15 protein-coding genes are annotated in these 15158 nt (G+C 72.1%); 11 read left to right on the top strand and 4 right to left on the bottom strand.

The window, feature by feature from the left end:
* Positions 1-5: 5 nt before the first annotated feature.
* Genes FIV43_RS06395 through FIV43_RS06380 form a run of 4 tightly spaced genes read right to left on the bottom strand, consistent with a single transcriptional unit; the run spans position 6 to position 4668 of the window.
* A complete protein-coding gene (locus FIV43_RS06395) occupies positions 6-995 on the bottom strand; it encodes an acyl-CoA dehydrogenase family protein (RefSeq protein WP_141013459.1) in 990 nt (329 codons plus the stop codon).
* Positions 995-1960, bottom strand: a complete 966-nt coding sequence (locus FIV43_RS06390; RefSeq protein WP_141013458.1) for an acyl-CoA dehydrogenase family protein — start codon at positions 1958-1960, stop codon at positions 995-997. Before FIV43_RS06390 ends, FIV43_RS06395 begins: the two co-directional genes overlap by 1 nt.
* Positions 1957-3105, bottom strand: a complete 1149-nt coding sequence (locus tag FIV43_RS06385; RefSeq protein ID WP_141013457.1) for an acyl-CoA dehydrogenase family protein — start codon at positions 3103-3105, stop codon at positions 1957-1959. The genes FIV43_RS06390 and FIV43_RS06385 overlap by 4 nt, the downstream gene beginning before the upstream one ends.
* Entirely contained in the window at positions 3106-4668 is a 1563-nt protein-coding gene (locus FIV43_RS06380) for a FadD3 family acyl-CoA ligase (protein WP_141013456.1), read from the bottom strand.
* A gap of 62 nt (positions 4669-4730) precedes the next feature.
* Between FIV43_RS06380 and FIV43_RS06375 the strand changes: the two genes are divergently transcribed.
* From FIV43_RS06375 to pdxT, 11 genes are all read left to right on the top strand, one after another.
* Complete coding sequence (locus FIV43_RS06375; protein WP_141013455.1) at positions 4731-5951, top strand: acyl-CoA dehydrogenase family protein; 1221 nt, start codon at positions 4731-4733, stop codon at positions 5949-5951.
* Positions 5948-6763 carry an SDR family oxidoreductase gene (locus tag FIV43_RS06370; RefSeq protein ID WP_141013454.1) on the top strand — a complete coding sequence of 272 codons (816 nt, stop codon included), beginning with the start codon at positions 5948-5950 and terminating at the stop codon, positions 6761-6763. Before FIV43_RS06375 ends, FIV43_RS06370 begins: the two co-directional genes overlap by 4 nt.
* Positions 6756-7325, top strand: a complete 570-nt coding sequence (locus FIV43_RS06365) for a TetR/AcrR family transcriptional regulator (protein ID WP_269204064.1) — start codon at positions 6756-6758, stop codon at positions 7323-7325. The genes FIV43_RS06370 and FIV43_RS06365 overlap by 8 nt, the downstream gene beginning before the upstream one ends.
* A 71-nt stretch (positions 7326-7396) precedes the next feature.
* A complete protein-coding gene (locus FIV43_RS06360) occupies positions 7397-8560 on the top strand; it encodes an acetyl-CoA C-acetyltransferase (protein ID WP_141013453.1) in 1164 nt (387 codons plus the stop codon).
* A gap of 156 nt (positions 8561-8716) precedes the next feature.
* Positions 8717-9133, top strand: coding sequence for a GNAT family N-acetyltransferase (locus FIV43_RS06355; RefSeq protein WP_181407700.1), 417 nt, complete (start codon positions 8717-8719; stop codon positions 9131-9133).
* A gap of 112 nt (positions 9134-9245) precedes the next feature.
* Positions 9246-11255, top strand: a complete 2010-nt coding sequence (gene thrS / locus FIV43_RS06350) for a threonine--tRNA ligase (RefSeq protein WP_141013451.1) — start codon at positions 9246-9248, stop codon at positions 11253-11255.
* 171 nt (positions 11256-11426) lie between these two features.
* Entirely contained in the window at positions 11427-12239 is an 813-nt protein-coding gene (locus FIV43_RS06345) for a glycoside hydrolase family 25 domain-containing protein (protein WP_141013450.1), read from the top strand.
* Positions 12240-12395: 156 nt separating this feature from the next.
* Complete coding sequence (locus tag FIV43_RS06340; protein WP_141013449.1) at positions 12396-12923, top strand: HIT family protein; 528 nt, start codon at positions 12396-12398, stop codon at positions 12921-12923.
* Positions 12924-12943: 20 nt separating this feature from the next.
* Positions 12944-13621 carry a phosphatidylinositol phosphate synthase gene (gene pgsA / locus FIV43_RS06335; protein WP_141013448.1) on the top strand — a complete coding sequence of 226 codons (678 nt, stop codon included), beginning with the start codon at positions 12944-12946 and terminating at the stop codon, positions 13619-13621.
* A gap of 31 nt (positions 13622-13652) precedes the next feature.
* On the top strand, positions 13653-14549 hold the full coding sequence (pdxS, locus tag FIV43_RS06330; RefSeq protein WP_141013447.1) for a pyridoxal 5'-phosphate synthase lyase subunit PdxS: 897 nt from the start codon (positions 13653-13655) through the stop codon (positions 14547-14549).
* Positions 14550-14572: 23 nt separating this feature from the next.
* Positions 14573-15148 (top strand): pyridoxal 5'-phosphate synthase glutaminase subunit PdxT, encoded by a 576-nt coding sequence (pdxT, locus tag FIV43_RS06325; protein WP_141013446.1) that lies wholly within the window; start codon positions 14573-14575, stop codon positions 15146-15148.
* The last annotated feature ends 10 nt before the right edge of the window (positions 15149-15158 follow it).

Here is a 15158-nt window from a genome sequence, read left to right as displayed (position 1 = left end):
CTGCGTCAGAGGGTCACCGCGGCGCGGTGCCGGTGCGGAGCGCCGGCGAGGTGGCTGAGCGCGTGCGCGCGCTTGAACCAGAGATGGGCATCGTGCTCCCAGGTGATCGCGATGCCGCCGTGCAGCTGGATCGCCTCGCCGGTGACCAGCTGGGCGGACTCCAGGGCGTAGGAGACCGCGGTGCGGACCAGCATCGCCGTCTCCTCGGCGTCGTCGGAGTGCGCCAGCGCGTAGCACGCGGCCCAGCTCGCCGACCTGCTGATCTCGGTCCGCACCAGCATGTCGGCCATCCGGTGCTTCAGCGCCTGGAACGAGCCGATCGGTCGACCGAACTGCTCCCGCTCCCGGGCGTAGCCGACGGTCTCGTCGAGCGCACGCTGGCACAGGCCGACGGCCAGCGCGGCGACCGCCGCGGCGGTGACCAGCTCGGTGCGGGCGAGCGCCGCGGCGCCGTCGCCGATCACCGTGGTCGCCGCAGCGTCCAGGTCCGCCCGGCCCAGCCGGAGGGTCTGGTCCATCGACTCGGCCCACGTCGTCCGCGGATCGGAGACCTCGACGAGGTCGTCGCCGACCACCGCCAGCACGATGGTGGCGTGCTCCACGTCCAGCACGGCCCAGGGGTCGGTGACCAGGGTGCCGATCTCACCGGCCGCCAACCGGGGGAGCAGCCGCTGCCGGACCTCCTCCGTGCCACCGGCGAGCAACGCCTCGGCGGCGACGGTGGTCGCCAGCAACGGGTTCGGGGCGAGACTGCGACCGAGCTCCTCGAGCACCACGGCGGTCTCGAAGAACGAGGCTCCGACGCCGTCGTACTGCTCCGGCACGGCCAGGGCGGCCACCCCGACCTGCTCGGCGAGGGCGCTCCACAGGGCTGAGTCGTACCCGGCCTCGGACTCCGCCGCGGCGCGGACCGCAGCGGAGCCGGCACGCTTGTCCAGCAGGGAGCGGACCGTGCTGGCCAGCTCGCGCTGGTCGTCGTCGAGTGCGAAGTCCATCAGCGCGCTCCGGCCGGGGTGGCGGTCAGGCTCTGCAGGATCCGGGCCCGGTGGAACCCCGGCGTGCCCCACGCGGTGACCAGCGCACGGATCCGGGTGATCCACACGCTCAGGTCGAACTCCTCGGTGTAGCCGATCGCGCCGTGCACCTGCAGGCCGGTGCGCGAGGCGCGGTAGGCGGCGTCGGCGCAGGCGACCTTCGCGGCCGAGACCGCCCGGCCCCGGTCGACGTCGTCGGCCAGCGCGGCCCCGTGGACCAGGGGGCGGGCGAAGTCGAGCGCGATCCGCACGTCCGCGAGCTGGTGCTTGATCGCCTGGTAGGAGCCGATCTCGCGTCCGAACTGACGGCGCTGCTTGACGTAGGTGACCGCGCCGGCGAGCACCCGCTCGCCGGCGCCGAGCAGCTGCGCGGAGGTCGCCAGCGCCGCCGCGTCGAACGCCTCGGCGGCCCGGTCCGCGGTGTCGTGGATGCCGCCGGCCCGGAGCCGGAAGAGCCGGCGGGTGCGGTCCACCGAGGTGAGCTGCTCATCGGGGGTCGCGGTGCGCAGCCCGTCGCTCCCGGCCAGGTACACCTGGGTGGCGACGTCGGCATCGAGCGCGTACGGCGTGTGCGGCGGCACCGCGACCGTCGCCACCGCGCCGGCGGCGACCGCCTCCTGGGCCTCGCCGGAGAGCTCGGTGGCCAGGTAGGCGGCGGCCTCGACCCAGGGGCCGGGCACCGCGTGCTTGCCGAGAACCTCGAAGGCCACCGCGAGCTCGACCGGGGTGGCGCCCATCCCGCCGGCCTCCTCGGGGACCAGCAGCGCCGAGACCCCCTGGTCGGCGAGACGCCGCCACAGGCTCAGCCCGGGGGCGGTGTCGCCGGCGCCCCAGGCGCGAGCGACCCCGACCGGGTCGGCGCCGGCGATCAGTCGGTCCAGCGACGCGGCGAAGTCCCGCTGGTCCTCGGTCAGCTCGAACCTCATCGGCCCGCTCCCTTCGGCTCGCGGGGCAGACCGAGGATCCGCTCCGCCACGATGTTGCGTTGGATCTCGTTGGTGCCGGCGTAGATCGGTCCGGACAGCGAGAAGGTGTAGCCGTCGAGCCAGCGCGACTCCAGCTCGGCGTCGGGGCCGAGCAGGTCGAGCGCCGTCTCGTGCAGCGCGATGTCCAGCTCGCTCCACCAGACCTTGTTGACCGACCCGGCCGCGCCCACGTCGCCGCCGTCGGCGAGACGGGTGACGGTGCCCCAGGTGTAAAGGCGGTAGGCCTCGGCCTTGATCCAGGCGTCGACCACCCGGTCGGCGACCCGGGCGTCGGGCCGCTCACCGTAGAGGTCGACCAGGCGGTCGGCGGCGGCGGTGAACCGGCCGGGAGAGCGCAGTGAGAGACCACGCTCGTTGCCGGCGGTGCTCATCGCGACGCGCCAGCCGTCCCCGGGCGCGCCCAGCACGTCGGCGTCGGGGACGAAGACGTCGTCGAAGAAGACCTCGGCGAACCCGGCCTCACCGTCGAGCTGGGCGATCGGCCGCACCGTCACTCCCTCGGCGTCCAACGGGAACAGGAAGTAGGTGAGCCCGGAGTGCCGCGCGGCGTCCGGGTCGGACCGGAAGAGCCCGAAGCCCCAGTGCGCCAGCGCCGCCCGCGAGCACCAGATCTTCTGCCCGTTGAGCAGCCACCCGCCGCGCTCCTCGTCCCGGCGCGCCGTCGACTTCAACGATGCGAGGTCCGAGCCCGCCTCCGGCTCGGACCAGCACTGCGCCCAGATCCGCTCGCCGGTGGCCATGGTGGGCAGGAACCGGTCCTGCTGCTCGGCGGTGCCGTGCTCGAAGATGATCGGCGCGAGCAGGAAGATCCCGTTCTGGGAGACGCGTCCGGGAGCGCCGGCGCGGTAGTACTCCTCCTCGAAGATGATCCACTCGATCAGCGACGCCTCACGTCCGTGGTACTGCTCGGGCCAGGAGACGACGGAGTAGCGGGCTGCCGCGAGCCGCGCCTCCCACTCCTGGTGCAGCGCCCACCCCTCGGGGGTGTCCATCGAGGGCAGCGGGGTCGTCGGGACGTTCTCCGCCAGCCATGCCCGTGCCTCGGCCTGGAAGGCCTGCTCGGACTCGTTCAGTTCCAGATCCATTCAGCTGTCCCTCAACTCGTTCTTCAGCACCTTGCCCCCGAGGTTGCGGGGGAGTGCGTCGACCTTGGCCACCTGTCGGGGCACCTTGAAGTTCGCGACGCGCTCCTTGGCGAAGGCGATCAGCGCGTCCGGGTCCACGTCGCCGACGACGAACGCCTTGCCGACCTCGCCCATCCGCTCGTCGGGCACGCCGACCACCGCGACGTCCTGGACGCCCTCCATCCGCAGCAGCGCCTGCTCCACCTCGGCGGGGTAGACGTTGAAGCCACCGCAGATGTACATGTCCTTGAGCCGGTCGGTGATCGTCAGGTTGCCGGCCGCATCGAGCGTGGCCACGTCACCGGTGTGCAGCCAGCCGTCCTCGTCGATCGTCCTCGCCGTCGCCGCGGGGTCGTCCAGGTAGCCCTGCATCACGAAGTCGCCGCGGACCAGCAGTTCGCCGGCGACCGCGGCGTCCGGTGCTGTGTCGGTCGCGGTGTCGGCAGCCCTGTCGGGAGCATCGATCCGGACCTCCATGCCGGGGATGGCCCGGCCGCAGGTGGACGCCACCAGCTCGGCGGGGTCGCCGGCCCGGGCCATGGTGACCACCACGGCCTCGGTCATCCCGAAGGCGGTGACCACCTGCTCGAAGCCGAGGCCGTCGGGGGCCGCCGCCCGCATCCGCTCGATCAGCACCACCGGGACCACGGCCGCGCCGGTGACCGCCAGCCGCAGCGAGCCCAGGTCGTAGTCGGCACGGTCCGGGGCGGCGAGCAGGCTCTGGTAGATCGTCGGCGCGCCGGGGAGCACGGTGATCCGCTCGTCCTGGATCAGCTGCTGGGTGCGGGCGAGGTCGAAGGTGGCGACGGGATAGAGCGTCGCGCCGCTGGTCAGCGCGGTGATGATGCCGACCTTGTAGCCGAACGTGTGGAAGAAGGGGCTGATCACCAGGTAGCGGTCGTCGCGGCCGACGCCGCCGAGCTCGCCCCAGGTGCGGGCGACGCCCACCGTCTGGCGGTGGGCGGTCATCGCGCCCTTGGGCAGCCCGGTGGTGCCGGACGTGAACAGGATGTCGGCGGTCTCGTCGGGCGTGACCGAGTCCGCACGCGCCTCGATCTCGGTCAGTGGGACCGCCTGCCCGCGCGTGACCAGCGCCTCCAGCTCGGCGATGTCGATCACCTCGGCGACGCCCGGCAGGTCGGAGGCGTCGCGGAGCTCGGCGATCTGGTGCCGGCCCAGGAAACCGTCGGCGACCACGACCAGACGCGCCCCGGCGCGATCCACGATGTCGGCCGCCTCGTGCCCGGTGTAGCGGGAGTTGAGCGGGACGAGGACGCCCCCGGCGTAGGTGATGGCCAGGCCCGCGACGGCCCAGTCGATGCTGTTCGGTGCCCAGATGGCGACCCGGTCGCCGGGCCGCACGCCGGCGGCGAGGTAGCCCCGGGCCACGTCGCGCACCCGGTCCAGCAGGCCGGCGTAGGAGAGCGTGGTGCCACCCTCCACGTAGGCGGCATGGTCGCCGAAGGTCGCCGCTGCGGCGCGCAGGACCGCGGGGATCGTGCTCGGGGTGCTGGTCTCGCTCATTCCCTCTCCTCCATCGGCCGCCGAGGCTGCCTACCAAGCATTTGCTTGGTAGAGTAGCACTCGTGGACTTGACCGAGAGCGCGGAGGACCGCGCGTTCCGTGCCGAGATCCGGGACTGGCTCGCCGACAACCTGGCGGGGGAGTGGGGAGCCCTCAAGGGGCTCGGAGGTCCCGGTCGCGAGCACGAGGCGCATGAGGAGAGGCTGGCGTGGAACCGTCACCTGGCCGAGCACGGCTGGACGGCCGTCGGCTGGCCGACCGAGCACGGGGGTCGTGGGCTCTCGCTGTGGCAGCAGGTGATCTTCCACGAGGAGTACGCGCGCTCCGGGGCGCCGGCCGGGGTCAACCACCTGGGTGAGCAGCTCCTCGGCCCGACCCTGATCGCCTTCGGCACGCCCGAGCAGCAGCAGCGGTTCCTGCCCGAGATCGTCGCGGTGCGCGAGCTGTGGGCGCAGGGCTACTCCGAGCCGGGCGCCGGCTCCGACCTGGCCGCGGTGCAGACCCGGGCCCGGCTCGACGAGGCGAGTGGCGAGTGGGCGGTCGACGGACAGAAGGTGTGGACCTCGATGGCGCACGTCGCCGACTGGTGCTTCGTGGTGGCTCGCACCGAGCCCGGCTCCCAACGGCACCGCGGACTCTCCTTCCTGCTCGTCCCGCTCCAGCAGGACGGCGTCGAGATCCGTCCGATCGAGCAGCTCACCAGCGGATCGGAGTTCAACGAGGTCTTCTTCTCCGACGCCCGCACCCCGGCTGACCACGTGATCGGCGAGGTGGGCGCCGGCTGGGGAGTGGCGATGGGCCTGCTCGGCTTCGAGCGCGGTGTCTCCACCCTCGGCCAGACCGTCGGCTTCGCCCGCGAGCTCGAGGACGTGGTGCAGCGGGCGAAGGCCAACGGCAGCATCGACGACCCGGTGGTGCGTGACCGCCTCGCGACGCTGCGCACCGAGCTCAGCGCGATCCGCAGCTATGCCCTGCGCTCGCTCGCCCTGGTCCAGGGCGGGGAGGACTCCGCGGCAGGCGGGGGCGCCGGCTCCATCTTCAAGCTCGCCTGGTCCGGCTGGCACCGCCGTCTCGGCGAGGTGGCGATGGACGTCGCTGGAGCCGAGGGACTGCTGACCCGCGCCGGGCGTGGCCTGGACGGTGCCGGCCACTACGACCTCGACGCGCACCAGCGTCTCTTCCTCTTCTCGCGTGCCGACACCATCTACGGCGGCAGCGACGAGATCCAGAAGAACATCCTCGCCGAGCGTGTGCTCGGTCTGCCCAAGGAGGCACGCGCATGACCGACCCGACCCGCACGCTGAAGACCGAGCAGCCCACCCCGGACTACGTGCCCGGGCACGACCTCCTCGCCGGCAAGGTGGTGGTGGTCACCGCGGCCGCCGGAGCCGGGATCGGGGCCGCGGTGGTGCGGCGGGCGCTGGAGGAGGGGGCGAAGGCGGTCGTGTTCAGCGACACCCACGCCCGGCGCCTGGCCGAGGCCGAGGAGAGCCTGGCCGCCGAGTTCGGTGCCGAGCGTGTGCGTCAGCTGGTCTGCGACGTCACCGACGAGGAGCAGGTCGCCGCGTTGCTCGACGCGGCCGAGGAGTTCGGCGGCGTCGACATCATGATCAACAACGCCGGCCTCGGCGGCACCGCCGACATCCTGGAGATGAACGACGAGGAGTGGTCCAGGGTCCTCGACATCACCCTCACCGGCACCTTCCGCTGCGTCCGGGCCGCCGGCCGCCGGATGAGCGAGGCCGGCAAGCGGGGCGTCATCGTCAACAACGCCTCGGTGATCGGCTGGCGGGCCCAGGAGGGCCAGGCCCACTACGCCGCGGCGAAGGCCGGCGTGATGGCGCTGACCCGGTGTTCGGCGATCGACCTGGCGCCGCACGGCATCCGGGTCAACGCGGTCTCGCCCAGCCTGGCGATGCACCCCTTCCTGGAGAAGGTCACCTCGGCCGAGCTCCTGGTCGAGCTGAAGCAGCGCGAGGCCTTCGGCCGCGCCGCGGCGCCGTGGGAGGTCGCCAACGTGATGGTGTTCCTGGCCAGCGACTACGCCTCCTACATGACCGGCGAGGTGGTCTCGGTGAGCAGTCAGCATGCCTGAGTCCCAGCGCCGGACGCCGGCGCGCGTCCGCACCGGCGCCGGTACGACGAGCGGCGGGCGTCGTACTGAGCTGCTGGCGATCGCGGCGCGGCTCTTCGCCGAGAAGGGCTTCCGCAACACCACGGTGCGCGACATCGCGGATGCCGCCGGCATCCTCTCCGGCAGCCTCTACCACCACTTCGACTCCAAGGAGTCGATGGTCGACGAGATCCTCTCCTCGTTCCAGGCCGAGCTCTTCGGACGCTACGAGGAGATCCTGGCCAGCGACGACGACGCGCGCTCCAAGCTCGAGGGTGCCGTCCGGGTCTCGTTCGAGGCGATCGAGAACCACCCCGACGAGGTGGCCATCTTCCAGAACGAGGCCGACTACCTCGGCACGTTCCCGCGGTTCGGCTACCTGGCCGACCGCAACGCGCAGTCCCGAGAGGTCTGGGTCACCCTGATCACCGAGGGCGTCCGCACCGGCGTGCTGCGCGACGACCTCGACGTCACGCTGACCTATCGGTTCATCCGCGACACGGTCTGGGTCGCGGTCCGCTGGTACCGCCCCGGCGGGGACTGACCCACACCGACGTCGCCGACCAGTACGTCCGGATCCTGCTCGACGGGATCGCGAAGTGAAAGGAACCCACCATGGCTGAGGCCTACATCGTCGACGCCGTCCGCACCGCGGTCGGCAAGCGCGGGGGAGCGCTCGCCGAGGTCCACTCGGCGGACCTCGCCGCGCACACCCTCGGCGCCCTCGTGGAGCGCACCGGGGTGGACCCCGGGGCGGTCGAGGACGTGATCCTCGGCTGCTGCGACACGATCGGGTCGCAGGCCGGCGACGTCGCGCGCACCGCCTGGCTGGTCGCGGGCCTCCCGGACCACGTCCCGGGCGTCACCATCGACCGCCAGTGCGGCTCCTCGCAGCAGGCGGTGCACTTCGCCGCGCAGGGCGTGCTCTCCGGGACCCAGGACCTGGTGGTCGCCGGTGGTGTGCAGAACATGAGCGCGATCCCGATCTCCGCGGCGATGCTGGTCGGCCAGCAGTACGGCTTCTCCACCCCGTTCGCGGAGTCGCCCGGCTGGGTGAAGCGCTACGGCGACCAGGAGGTCAGCCAGTTCCGCTCGGCGGAGATGATCGCCGAGAAGTGGGACATCACCCGCGAGGAGATGGAGGCGTTCGCGCTGGCCTCCCACGAGCGCGCCCGCACCGCGATCGCCGAGGGGCGCTTCGCCGGTGAGATCGCGCCGCTCGCCCTGGCCGACGGCTCGGAGTTCGCCACCGACCAGTGCCCGCGGGAGACCTCGCTGGAGAAGATGGCCGGGCTCGAGCCGCTCGCCCCCGGCGGGCGGATCACCGCCGCCGTCGCCTCGCAGATCTGCGACGGCGCCTCGGCGCTGCTGGTCGCCTCCGAGCAGGCCGTCTCCGACCACGGGCTCACCCCGCGGGCCCGGATCCACCACCTCTCCGTCCGCGGCGACGACCCGGTCTGGATGCTCACCGGGCCGATCGGGGCGACCAAGCACGCCCTGGCCAAGACCGGGCTCGGCATCGACGACATCGACCTCTTCGAGTGCAACGAGGCCTTCGCCTCCGTGGTGCTGGCCTGGATGAAGGAGACCGGCGCCCCGCACGAGAAGGTCAACGTCAACGGCGGCGGCATCGCGCTCGGCCACCCGATCGGCGCCACCGGCACCCGTCTGATGACCACCCTGCTCAACGAGCTGGAGCGGACCGGCGGGCGCTACGCGCTGCAGACCATGTGCGAGGGCGGCGGCCAGGCGAACGTGACCATCCTCGAGCGTCTCTGACCTCCGGCGCCGAGGATCCAGGTGCAGCCAGGTGAGCTGACCTGCTCGCCCGGGACGGCGCTGGGCGAGCAGGGCCAGGTGCCCCCGCACTGATCCTGGAGTCTCCCGGGACCGGCGGCGATGGCCCGCCCGGCTCCGACGTGCTTGTGTGGGGTCATGACCGTGGACCTGCGCCCCTTCGAGCCCGCCGACGCCGCGCACGTCGCGCGGCTCGCGGGCCGCGTCGGCTGGCCCTCGCTCACCGACCCCGAGCTGGTCCGGCGGATCTGTACGTCGCCGGGCGCGACGTCGTACTCGGCCGTGGCCGGCGACCGGGTGGTCGGGTGGGCCCAGGCGCTCGGCGACGGGGTGCTCCAGTCGCACCTGAGCTTCCTGGTGGTGGACCCCGACCATCGGCGCCACGGGATCGGGCGGCTGCTGGTGATGGCGACCTTCCAGGCGACCGGCACCAAGCGGATGGACCTGATCACCGAGGCCGGGGAGGGGTTCTACGCCCGCTTCGCCCACCACGCGATGCACGGCTACCGGCTCTACCCGGGTGCCGACGACCCGCTCCTCGGCGACGGACGCTGAGCAGACCGGCCGGCCGGACGGTATCGACCGCGCGTGCTCGCCCGCGCCTCGATACGATCGAGTTCCCCGTCGCGGTCCCCGGGCGGGTCAGCAACAGCCAGGAGGCAGCGCAGTGTCCGAGATCAAGGTCGTCCGCATCCACGCCGGTGAGCGTGAGGAACGGGTGACGACTGCGGGCACCCGGGCCTGGGAGCTGTTCACCGACGCGGCGGACTCCGCCGACGTGGTCGCCGCGCGGGTCGCCGGCGAGCTCAAGGACCTCTCGTACCCCCTGGTCGACGGCGACCAGGTCGAGTCGGTGCACATCGCCAGCCCGGACGGGCTGGACATCCTGCGCCACTCCACCGCCCACGTCCTGGCCCAGGCCGTGCAGCAGGTCTTCCCCGACGCCAAGCTGGGCATCGGTCCGCCGATCACCGACGGCTTCTACTACGACTTCGACGTCGAGACGCCGTTCGTGCCCGAGGACCTGGCCCGGCTCGAGACCGCGATGCGCAAGATCATCAAGGAGAACCAGCGCTTCGACCGACGGGTGACCACCGACGCCGACGCGCTGGTCGAGCTCGCCGACGAGCCCTACAAGGTCGAGCTGATCGGGCTGAAGGGCTCGGTCGGCGGAGACGGTGCCGCCGAGGCCGCCGAGGGAGCGTCCGCGGAGGTCGGCGCCGGCGAGCTCACCATCTACGACAACGTCAACCGCAAGGGCGAGGTCGCCTGGTCCGACCTGTGCCGAGGCCCGCACCTGCCGACCACCAAGCGGATCCCGGCCTTCAAGCTGATGCGCAGCGCAGCCGCCTACTGGCGCGGTGACGAGAAGAACAAGCAGCTCCAGCGGATCTACGGCACCGCCTGGCCGAGCAAGGGCGAGCTCGACGCCCACCTGCACCGGATCGAGGAGGCCGAGCGGCGCGACCACCGCAAGCTGGGCCGCGAGCTGGACCTGTTCAGCTTCCCCGACGAGATCGGCTCCGGCCTGCCGGTCTTCCACCCCAAGGGCGGCGTGATCAAGCGGGCGATGGAGGACTACGTCCGCGAGCGGCACATCGCCGAGGGCTTCGACTACGTCGGCACTCCGCACATCGCCAAGGAGGGACTCTTCTACACCTCCGGGCACCTGCCGTACTACGGCGAGGGCATGTTCCCGGCGCTCGACGTGGACGGCATGGAGTATCGCCTGAAGGCGATGAACTGCCCGATGCACAACCTGATCTTCCGCTCCCGGCAGCGCTCCTACCGGGAGCTTCCGCTGCGGCTCTTCGAGTTCGGCAGCGTCTACCGGCACGAGAAGTCCGGCGTGATCCACGGCCTGACCCGGGTCCGCGGCTTCGCGCAGGACGACTCGCACTCCTACTGCACCCCGGAGCAGGCACCCGGCGAGGTCCGGCACCTGCTGGACTTCATGCTGTCGCTGCTGCGGGACTTCGGGATCGACGACTTCTACCTCGAGCTGTCCACGCGCGACGCCTCCAAGGACAAGTTCATCGGCTCCGACGAGGACTGGGCGGCCGCGACCGAGGTGCTCGAGGACGTGGCCACCGCGACCGGCCTGGAGCTGGTGCCGGACCCGGGCGGGGCCGCCTACTACGGCCCGAAGATCTCGGTCCAGGCGCGCGACGCGATCGGCCGCACCTGGCAGATGGGCACCGTCCAGTACGACTTCAACCAGCCCTCCGCCGACCGGTTCGCCCTCGAGTACGTCGCCGCCGACGGCTCGCGCCAGCAGCCGGTGATGATCCACTCGGCCAAGTTCGGCTCCATCGAGCGCTTCCTCGGCGTCCTCGTCGAGCACTACGCGGGCGCCTTCCCTCCGTGGCTGGCCCCGGTCCAGGTCCAGGGCATCCCGATCGCGGAGCGCCACGAGGACTACCTGCGCGACGTCGCCGGCCAGCTGCGCGGCCGGGGCATCCGGGTGGAGGTCGACGTGACGGACGACCGGATGCAGAAGAAGATCCGGAACGCGCAGTTGCAGAAGGTGCCGTTCATGGTGATCGCCGGGGACGACGACGTCGAGGCCGGCGCGGTCAGCTTCCGCTACCGGGACGGACGGCAGGACAACGGCGTGCCGGTGGCGGAGGCGATCGAGCGGGTGGTGGCGGCGGTCGCCTCGCGCGAGCAGGTCTGACCGCCGGGACCCAGGTGACCCGACCGTCCGTCCTCCTCGCAGCGCTCCTGGTCGCACTGGGGCGCTGACCGGCTGCGCCTCCACCTCCGAGGAGGCCGGTCCGGACGGGGCGTCGACCTCGTCGGGCGCGCCGAGCGCGGGGCCGGGGCAGGACGGTGGCGGGGCCAGAGCGTGCCCGACGACGACGCCGGCGACCTCGCCGACCTCGCCGAGCAGCTGGCCCAGGACGGTGAGAGCCGGCAGGAGATCCCGCCGGTCGACGGCGCCCTGCTCGGCGCCGACATCAGCTGGCCCCAGTGCCCGCCGGGGATGGGCATCCCGGAGAAGCGCACCCTGGGGATGCCGATGCCGGTTCCCGAGGCCGAGTACGTGGTGGTCGGGCTGACCAACGGCCCGGGCTTCACGCCGAACCCCTGCCTGGCCGACCAGGTCGACTGGGTCGGCGACCACCAGCTGCTGCTCTCGGCGTACGCGGTGGCGAGCTATCCGGACGCCGGCACGCTCGAGGACTACGGCGACCAGGGGCCCTACGACGCCGGCAGCAGGCTGGGGCGGCTGAAGAACGTCGGCTACCAGCAGGCCCGCTACAACATCGGCAACATGGGCACCGTCGGCCTCCGCACCCCGATCGTGTGGATCGACGTGGAGCCCGTCCCGGACTTCGAGTGGAGCGCGGACACGACGGCGAACGCGGCCGTGGTCGAGGGTGCCGCCCGCGGCTATGTCGACGCGGGCTACGCGATCGGGGTCTACTCCACGCCGCACCTGTGGGAGCAGGTCGTCGGCGACCTCCGCCTGGAGGTGCCGGAGTGGCGCGCCGCCGGTGAGACCTCCCGCGAGGAGGCGCTGTCGCGCTGCGGGGACGACTGGTCGATCCAGGGCGGCGAGGCGGTGCTCGGCCAGTGGGTGGAGCAGCGTCGCGACCACAACGTGACCTGCCCGGGGATCACCGCCGACCTGGGCCGCTGGTTCCACCAGACCTGAGATCACGCCGAGCCCGTGCGGCGTGCCCGCGTCAGGCCGGGGCGGCGTGCCCGCGTCAGGCCGGGGCGGTGGGTCCCGAGGAGTCGCGGGCGCCGGTGGAGCCACCGGTAGGCTGCGCAGCGGCGCATCGGGACGGCACGGGAGGAGAGTGGGCGGATGAGCGCGCCCGACGGGCTGGAGCGGCTGTGGACGCCGCACCGGATGACCTATGTCCGTGGCGAGGAGCAGGACGCGCCGAGCGACGGACCGCCGAAGCCGGAGTGCCCGTTCTGCCGGATCACCCGCGACCCGGCGACCTCCACCGACGACGACCTGGTCGTGGTGCGCGGGGAGAGCGCCTACGTGGTGCTCAACCTCTACCCCTACAACCCCGGGCACCTGATGGTGCTGCCCTACCGTCACGTCGCCGACTACACCGACCTCGACGAGACGGAGACGATCGAGGTCGCCCGGCTCACCCAGCAGGCGATCAGCTCGATCCGCAAGATCGCCCAGCCGCACGCGTTCAACGTCGGGATGAACCTCGGCGGCGCGGCCGGCGGCTCGCTGGCCGCGCACCTGCACCAGCACGTCGTGCCGCGGTGGTCCGGCGACGCCAACTTCCTGACCGTGATCGGCGGCACCAAGACGCTCCCGCAGCTGCTCGAGGACACCCGGGACCTGCTGGCCGCGCACTGGGGCTGAGCCCGCTAGGGTTCGCTGCGATGTTGGACCGATTCAAGGACTTCTGGCAGGGCGTGGTCCTGCTCCCGGTGGTGCGCCTGTTCATCCGCCTCGGGATCAGCCCGGACGCGGTGACGCTCGTCGGGACCCTCGGCGTCGTGGCCGGCGCCCTGATCTTCTTCCCGATCGGCGAGCTGCTGATCGGGGTCCTGGTCATCACCGCCTTCGTCTTCAGCGACCTGGTCGACGGCAAGATGGCACGCGAGCTGGGCCGCAAGTCCCGCTTCGGCGCGTTCTGGGACTCCACCCTCGACCGGATCGGCGACGGCGCAGTCTTCGGCGGGCTCGCCCTCTACTTCGCCCGGCCCGAGCACGGTGACAGCTACCTCTACCTGTGCCTCACGCTCTACTGCCTGGTGATGGGATCGGTCACCTCCTACGCCCGGGCCCGCGCGGAGTCGCTGGGCATGGACGCCAAGGGCGGGATCGCCGAGCGCGCCGACCGGCTGGTCGCCATCTTGGTGATGACCGGCTTCGCCGGAATCTTCGACGCCGACATCCTGATCTACCTGACGCTGTGGGTGCTCGCCTTCGCCAACACCTACACGGTCGCCTTCCGCGTGCTGAAGGTGCGCCGCCAGGCGCTCGCCCTGGACGCCGCCGATGCTGCTGCGGCGTCCGGCCCGGCGGACGACGGCAACCCTGAGACCGCCTCCTGAACACTGTTCGGGTGGTCCTAGACTCGACCCCATGAGCGAGCAGCAGCCCACCACCGGAACGACCCGCGTCAAGCGCGGCATGGCCGAGATGCTCAAGGGTGGCGTGATCATGGATGTGGTCACCCCCGAGCAGGCGAAGATCGCCGAGGACGCCGGTGCGGTCGCGGTGATGGCGCTGGAGCGCGTCCCGGCCGACATCCGGGCCCAGGGCGGGGTGTCCCGGATGAGCGACCCCGACATGATCGACGGCATCGTCGAGGCGGTCTCCATCCCGGTGATGGCCAAGGCCCGGATCGGTCACTTCGCCGAGGCGCAGGTGCTGCAGTCGCTGGGGGTGGACTACATCGACGAGTCCGAGGTGCTCACCCCCGCCGACTACGAGAACCACATCGACAAGTGGGCCTTCCAGGTCCCCTTCGTCTGCGGTGCGACCAACCTGGGCGAGGCCCTGCGCCGGATCACCGAGGGCGCCGCGATGATCCGCTCCAAGGGCGAGGCCGGCACCGGCGACGTGTCCAACGCGGTGACCCACATGCGCACCATCCGTCGCGAGATCCGCCGCCTGGGGGCGTTGGCCGAGGACGAGCTGTTCGTGGCGGCCAAGGAGCTGCAGGCACCCTTCGACCTGGTGGCCGAGGTCGCCCGGTCCGGCAGGCTGCCGGTGGTCCTCTTCACCGCCGGCGGCATCGCGACGCCCGCGGACGCTGCGATGATGATGCAGCTGGGCGCCGAGGGCGTCTTCGTCGGCTCGGGCATCTTCAAGTCCGGCAACCCCGCCCAGCGGGCCGAGGCGATCGTGAAGGCGACCACCTTCCACGACGACCCGGACGTGGTCGCCAAGGTCTCCCGCGGCCTGGGTGAGGCGATGGTCGGGATCAATGTCGAGGAGCTGCCGGCGCCGCACCGGCTCGCCGAGCGCGGCTGGTGACCGGCGGTCCACCGCGTCGCGACGTGCCGACGGTCGGTGTCCTCGCACTGCAGGGGGACGTGCGCGAGCACCTCGGCGCACTGACCTCGCTCGGCGTCGAGGCCCTCGCCGTACGGCGTCCGGGGGAGCTGGCGCGCTGCGACGCGCTGGTGCTGCCCGGGGGAGAGTCGACGACGATGGCCAAGCTGGCCCGCACCTTCGACCTGCTCGAGCCGCTGCGTGAGCGGATCGCCGGCGGGATGCCGGCCCTCGGCACCTGCGCCGGGATGATCCTGCTCGCCGACCGGATCGTCGACGGGGCGGTCGGCCAGGAGACCGTCGGCGGTCTGGACGTGACGGTGCGCCGCAACGCCTTCGGCCGCCAGGTGGACTCCTTCGAGGACGACATCGCCTTCACCGGACTCGCCGACCCGGTGCACGCGGTCTTCATTCGGGCTCCCTGGGTGGAGAGCGCGGGGCCCGGCGTGGAGGTCCTCGCCGAGGCGCACGGGCACCCGGTCGCGGTGCGGCAGGGGCCGCTGATGGCGACGTCGTTCCATCCGGAGGTCGACACCGACCGGCGTGTGCACCGGCTCTTCCTCGATCTGGTGCAGCGATAGACTTCCTGGT

This window comes from Nocardioides sambongensis, from assembly GCF_006494815.1.
Classification (GTDB): Bacteria; Actinomycetota; Actinomycetes; order Propionibacteriales; family Nocardioidaceae; genus Nocardioides; species Nocardioides sambongensis.
This window is presented reverse-complemented; position numbering and strand designations above follow the sequence as displayed.

Coding starts and splice junctions, on each gene's coding strand:
- FIV43_RS06355 (WP_181407700.1), top strand. CDS start 8,717: ATGACCGTGGACCTGCGCCCCTTCGAGCCCGCCGACGCCGCGCACGTC.
- pgsA (WP_141013448.1), top strand. CDS start 12,944: ATGTTGGACCGATTCAAGGACTTCTGGCAGGGCGTGGTCCTGCTCCCG.
- FIV43_RS06370 (WP_141013454.1), top strand. CDS start 5,948: ATGACCGACCCGACCCGCACGCTGAAGACCGAGCAGCCCACCCCGGAC.
- pdxS (WP_141013447.1), top strand. CDS start 13,653: ATGAGCGAGCAGCAGCCCACCACCGGAACGACCCGCGTCAAGCGCGGC.
- FIV43_RS06390 (WP_141013458.1), bottom strand. CDS start 1,960: ATGAGGTTCGAGCTGACCGAGGACCAGCGGGACTTCGCCGCGTCGCTG.
- FIV43_RS06365 (WP_269204064.1), top strand. CDS start 6,756: ATGCCTGAGTCCCAGCGCCGGACGCCGGCGCGCGTCCGCACCGGCGCC.
- FIV43_RS06385 (WP_141013457.1), bottom strand. CDS start 3,105: ATGGATCTGGAACTGAACGAGTCCGAGCAGGCCTTCCAGGCCGAGGCA.
- FIV43_RS06395 (WP_141013459.1), bottom strand. CDS start 995: ATGGACTTCGCACTCGACGACGACCAGCGCGAGCTGGCCAGCACGGTC.
- FIV43_RS06340 (WP_141013449.1), top strand. CDS start 12,396: ATGAGCGCGCCCGACGGGCTGGAGCGGCTGTGGACGCCGCACCGGATG.
- FIV43_RS06380 (WP_141013456.1), bottom strand. CDS start 4,668: ATGAGCGAGACCAGCACCCCGAGCACGATCCCCGCGGTCCTGCGCGCC.
- FIV43_RS06360 (WP_141013453.1), top strand. CDS start 7,397: ATGGCTGAGGCCTACATCGTCGACGCCGTCCGCACCGCGGTCGGCAAG.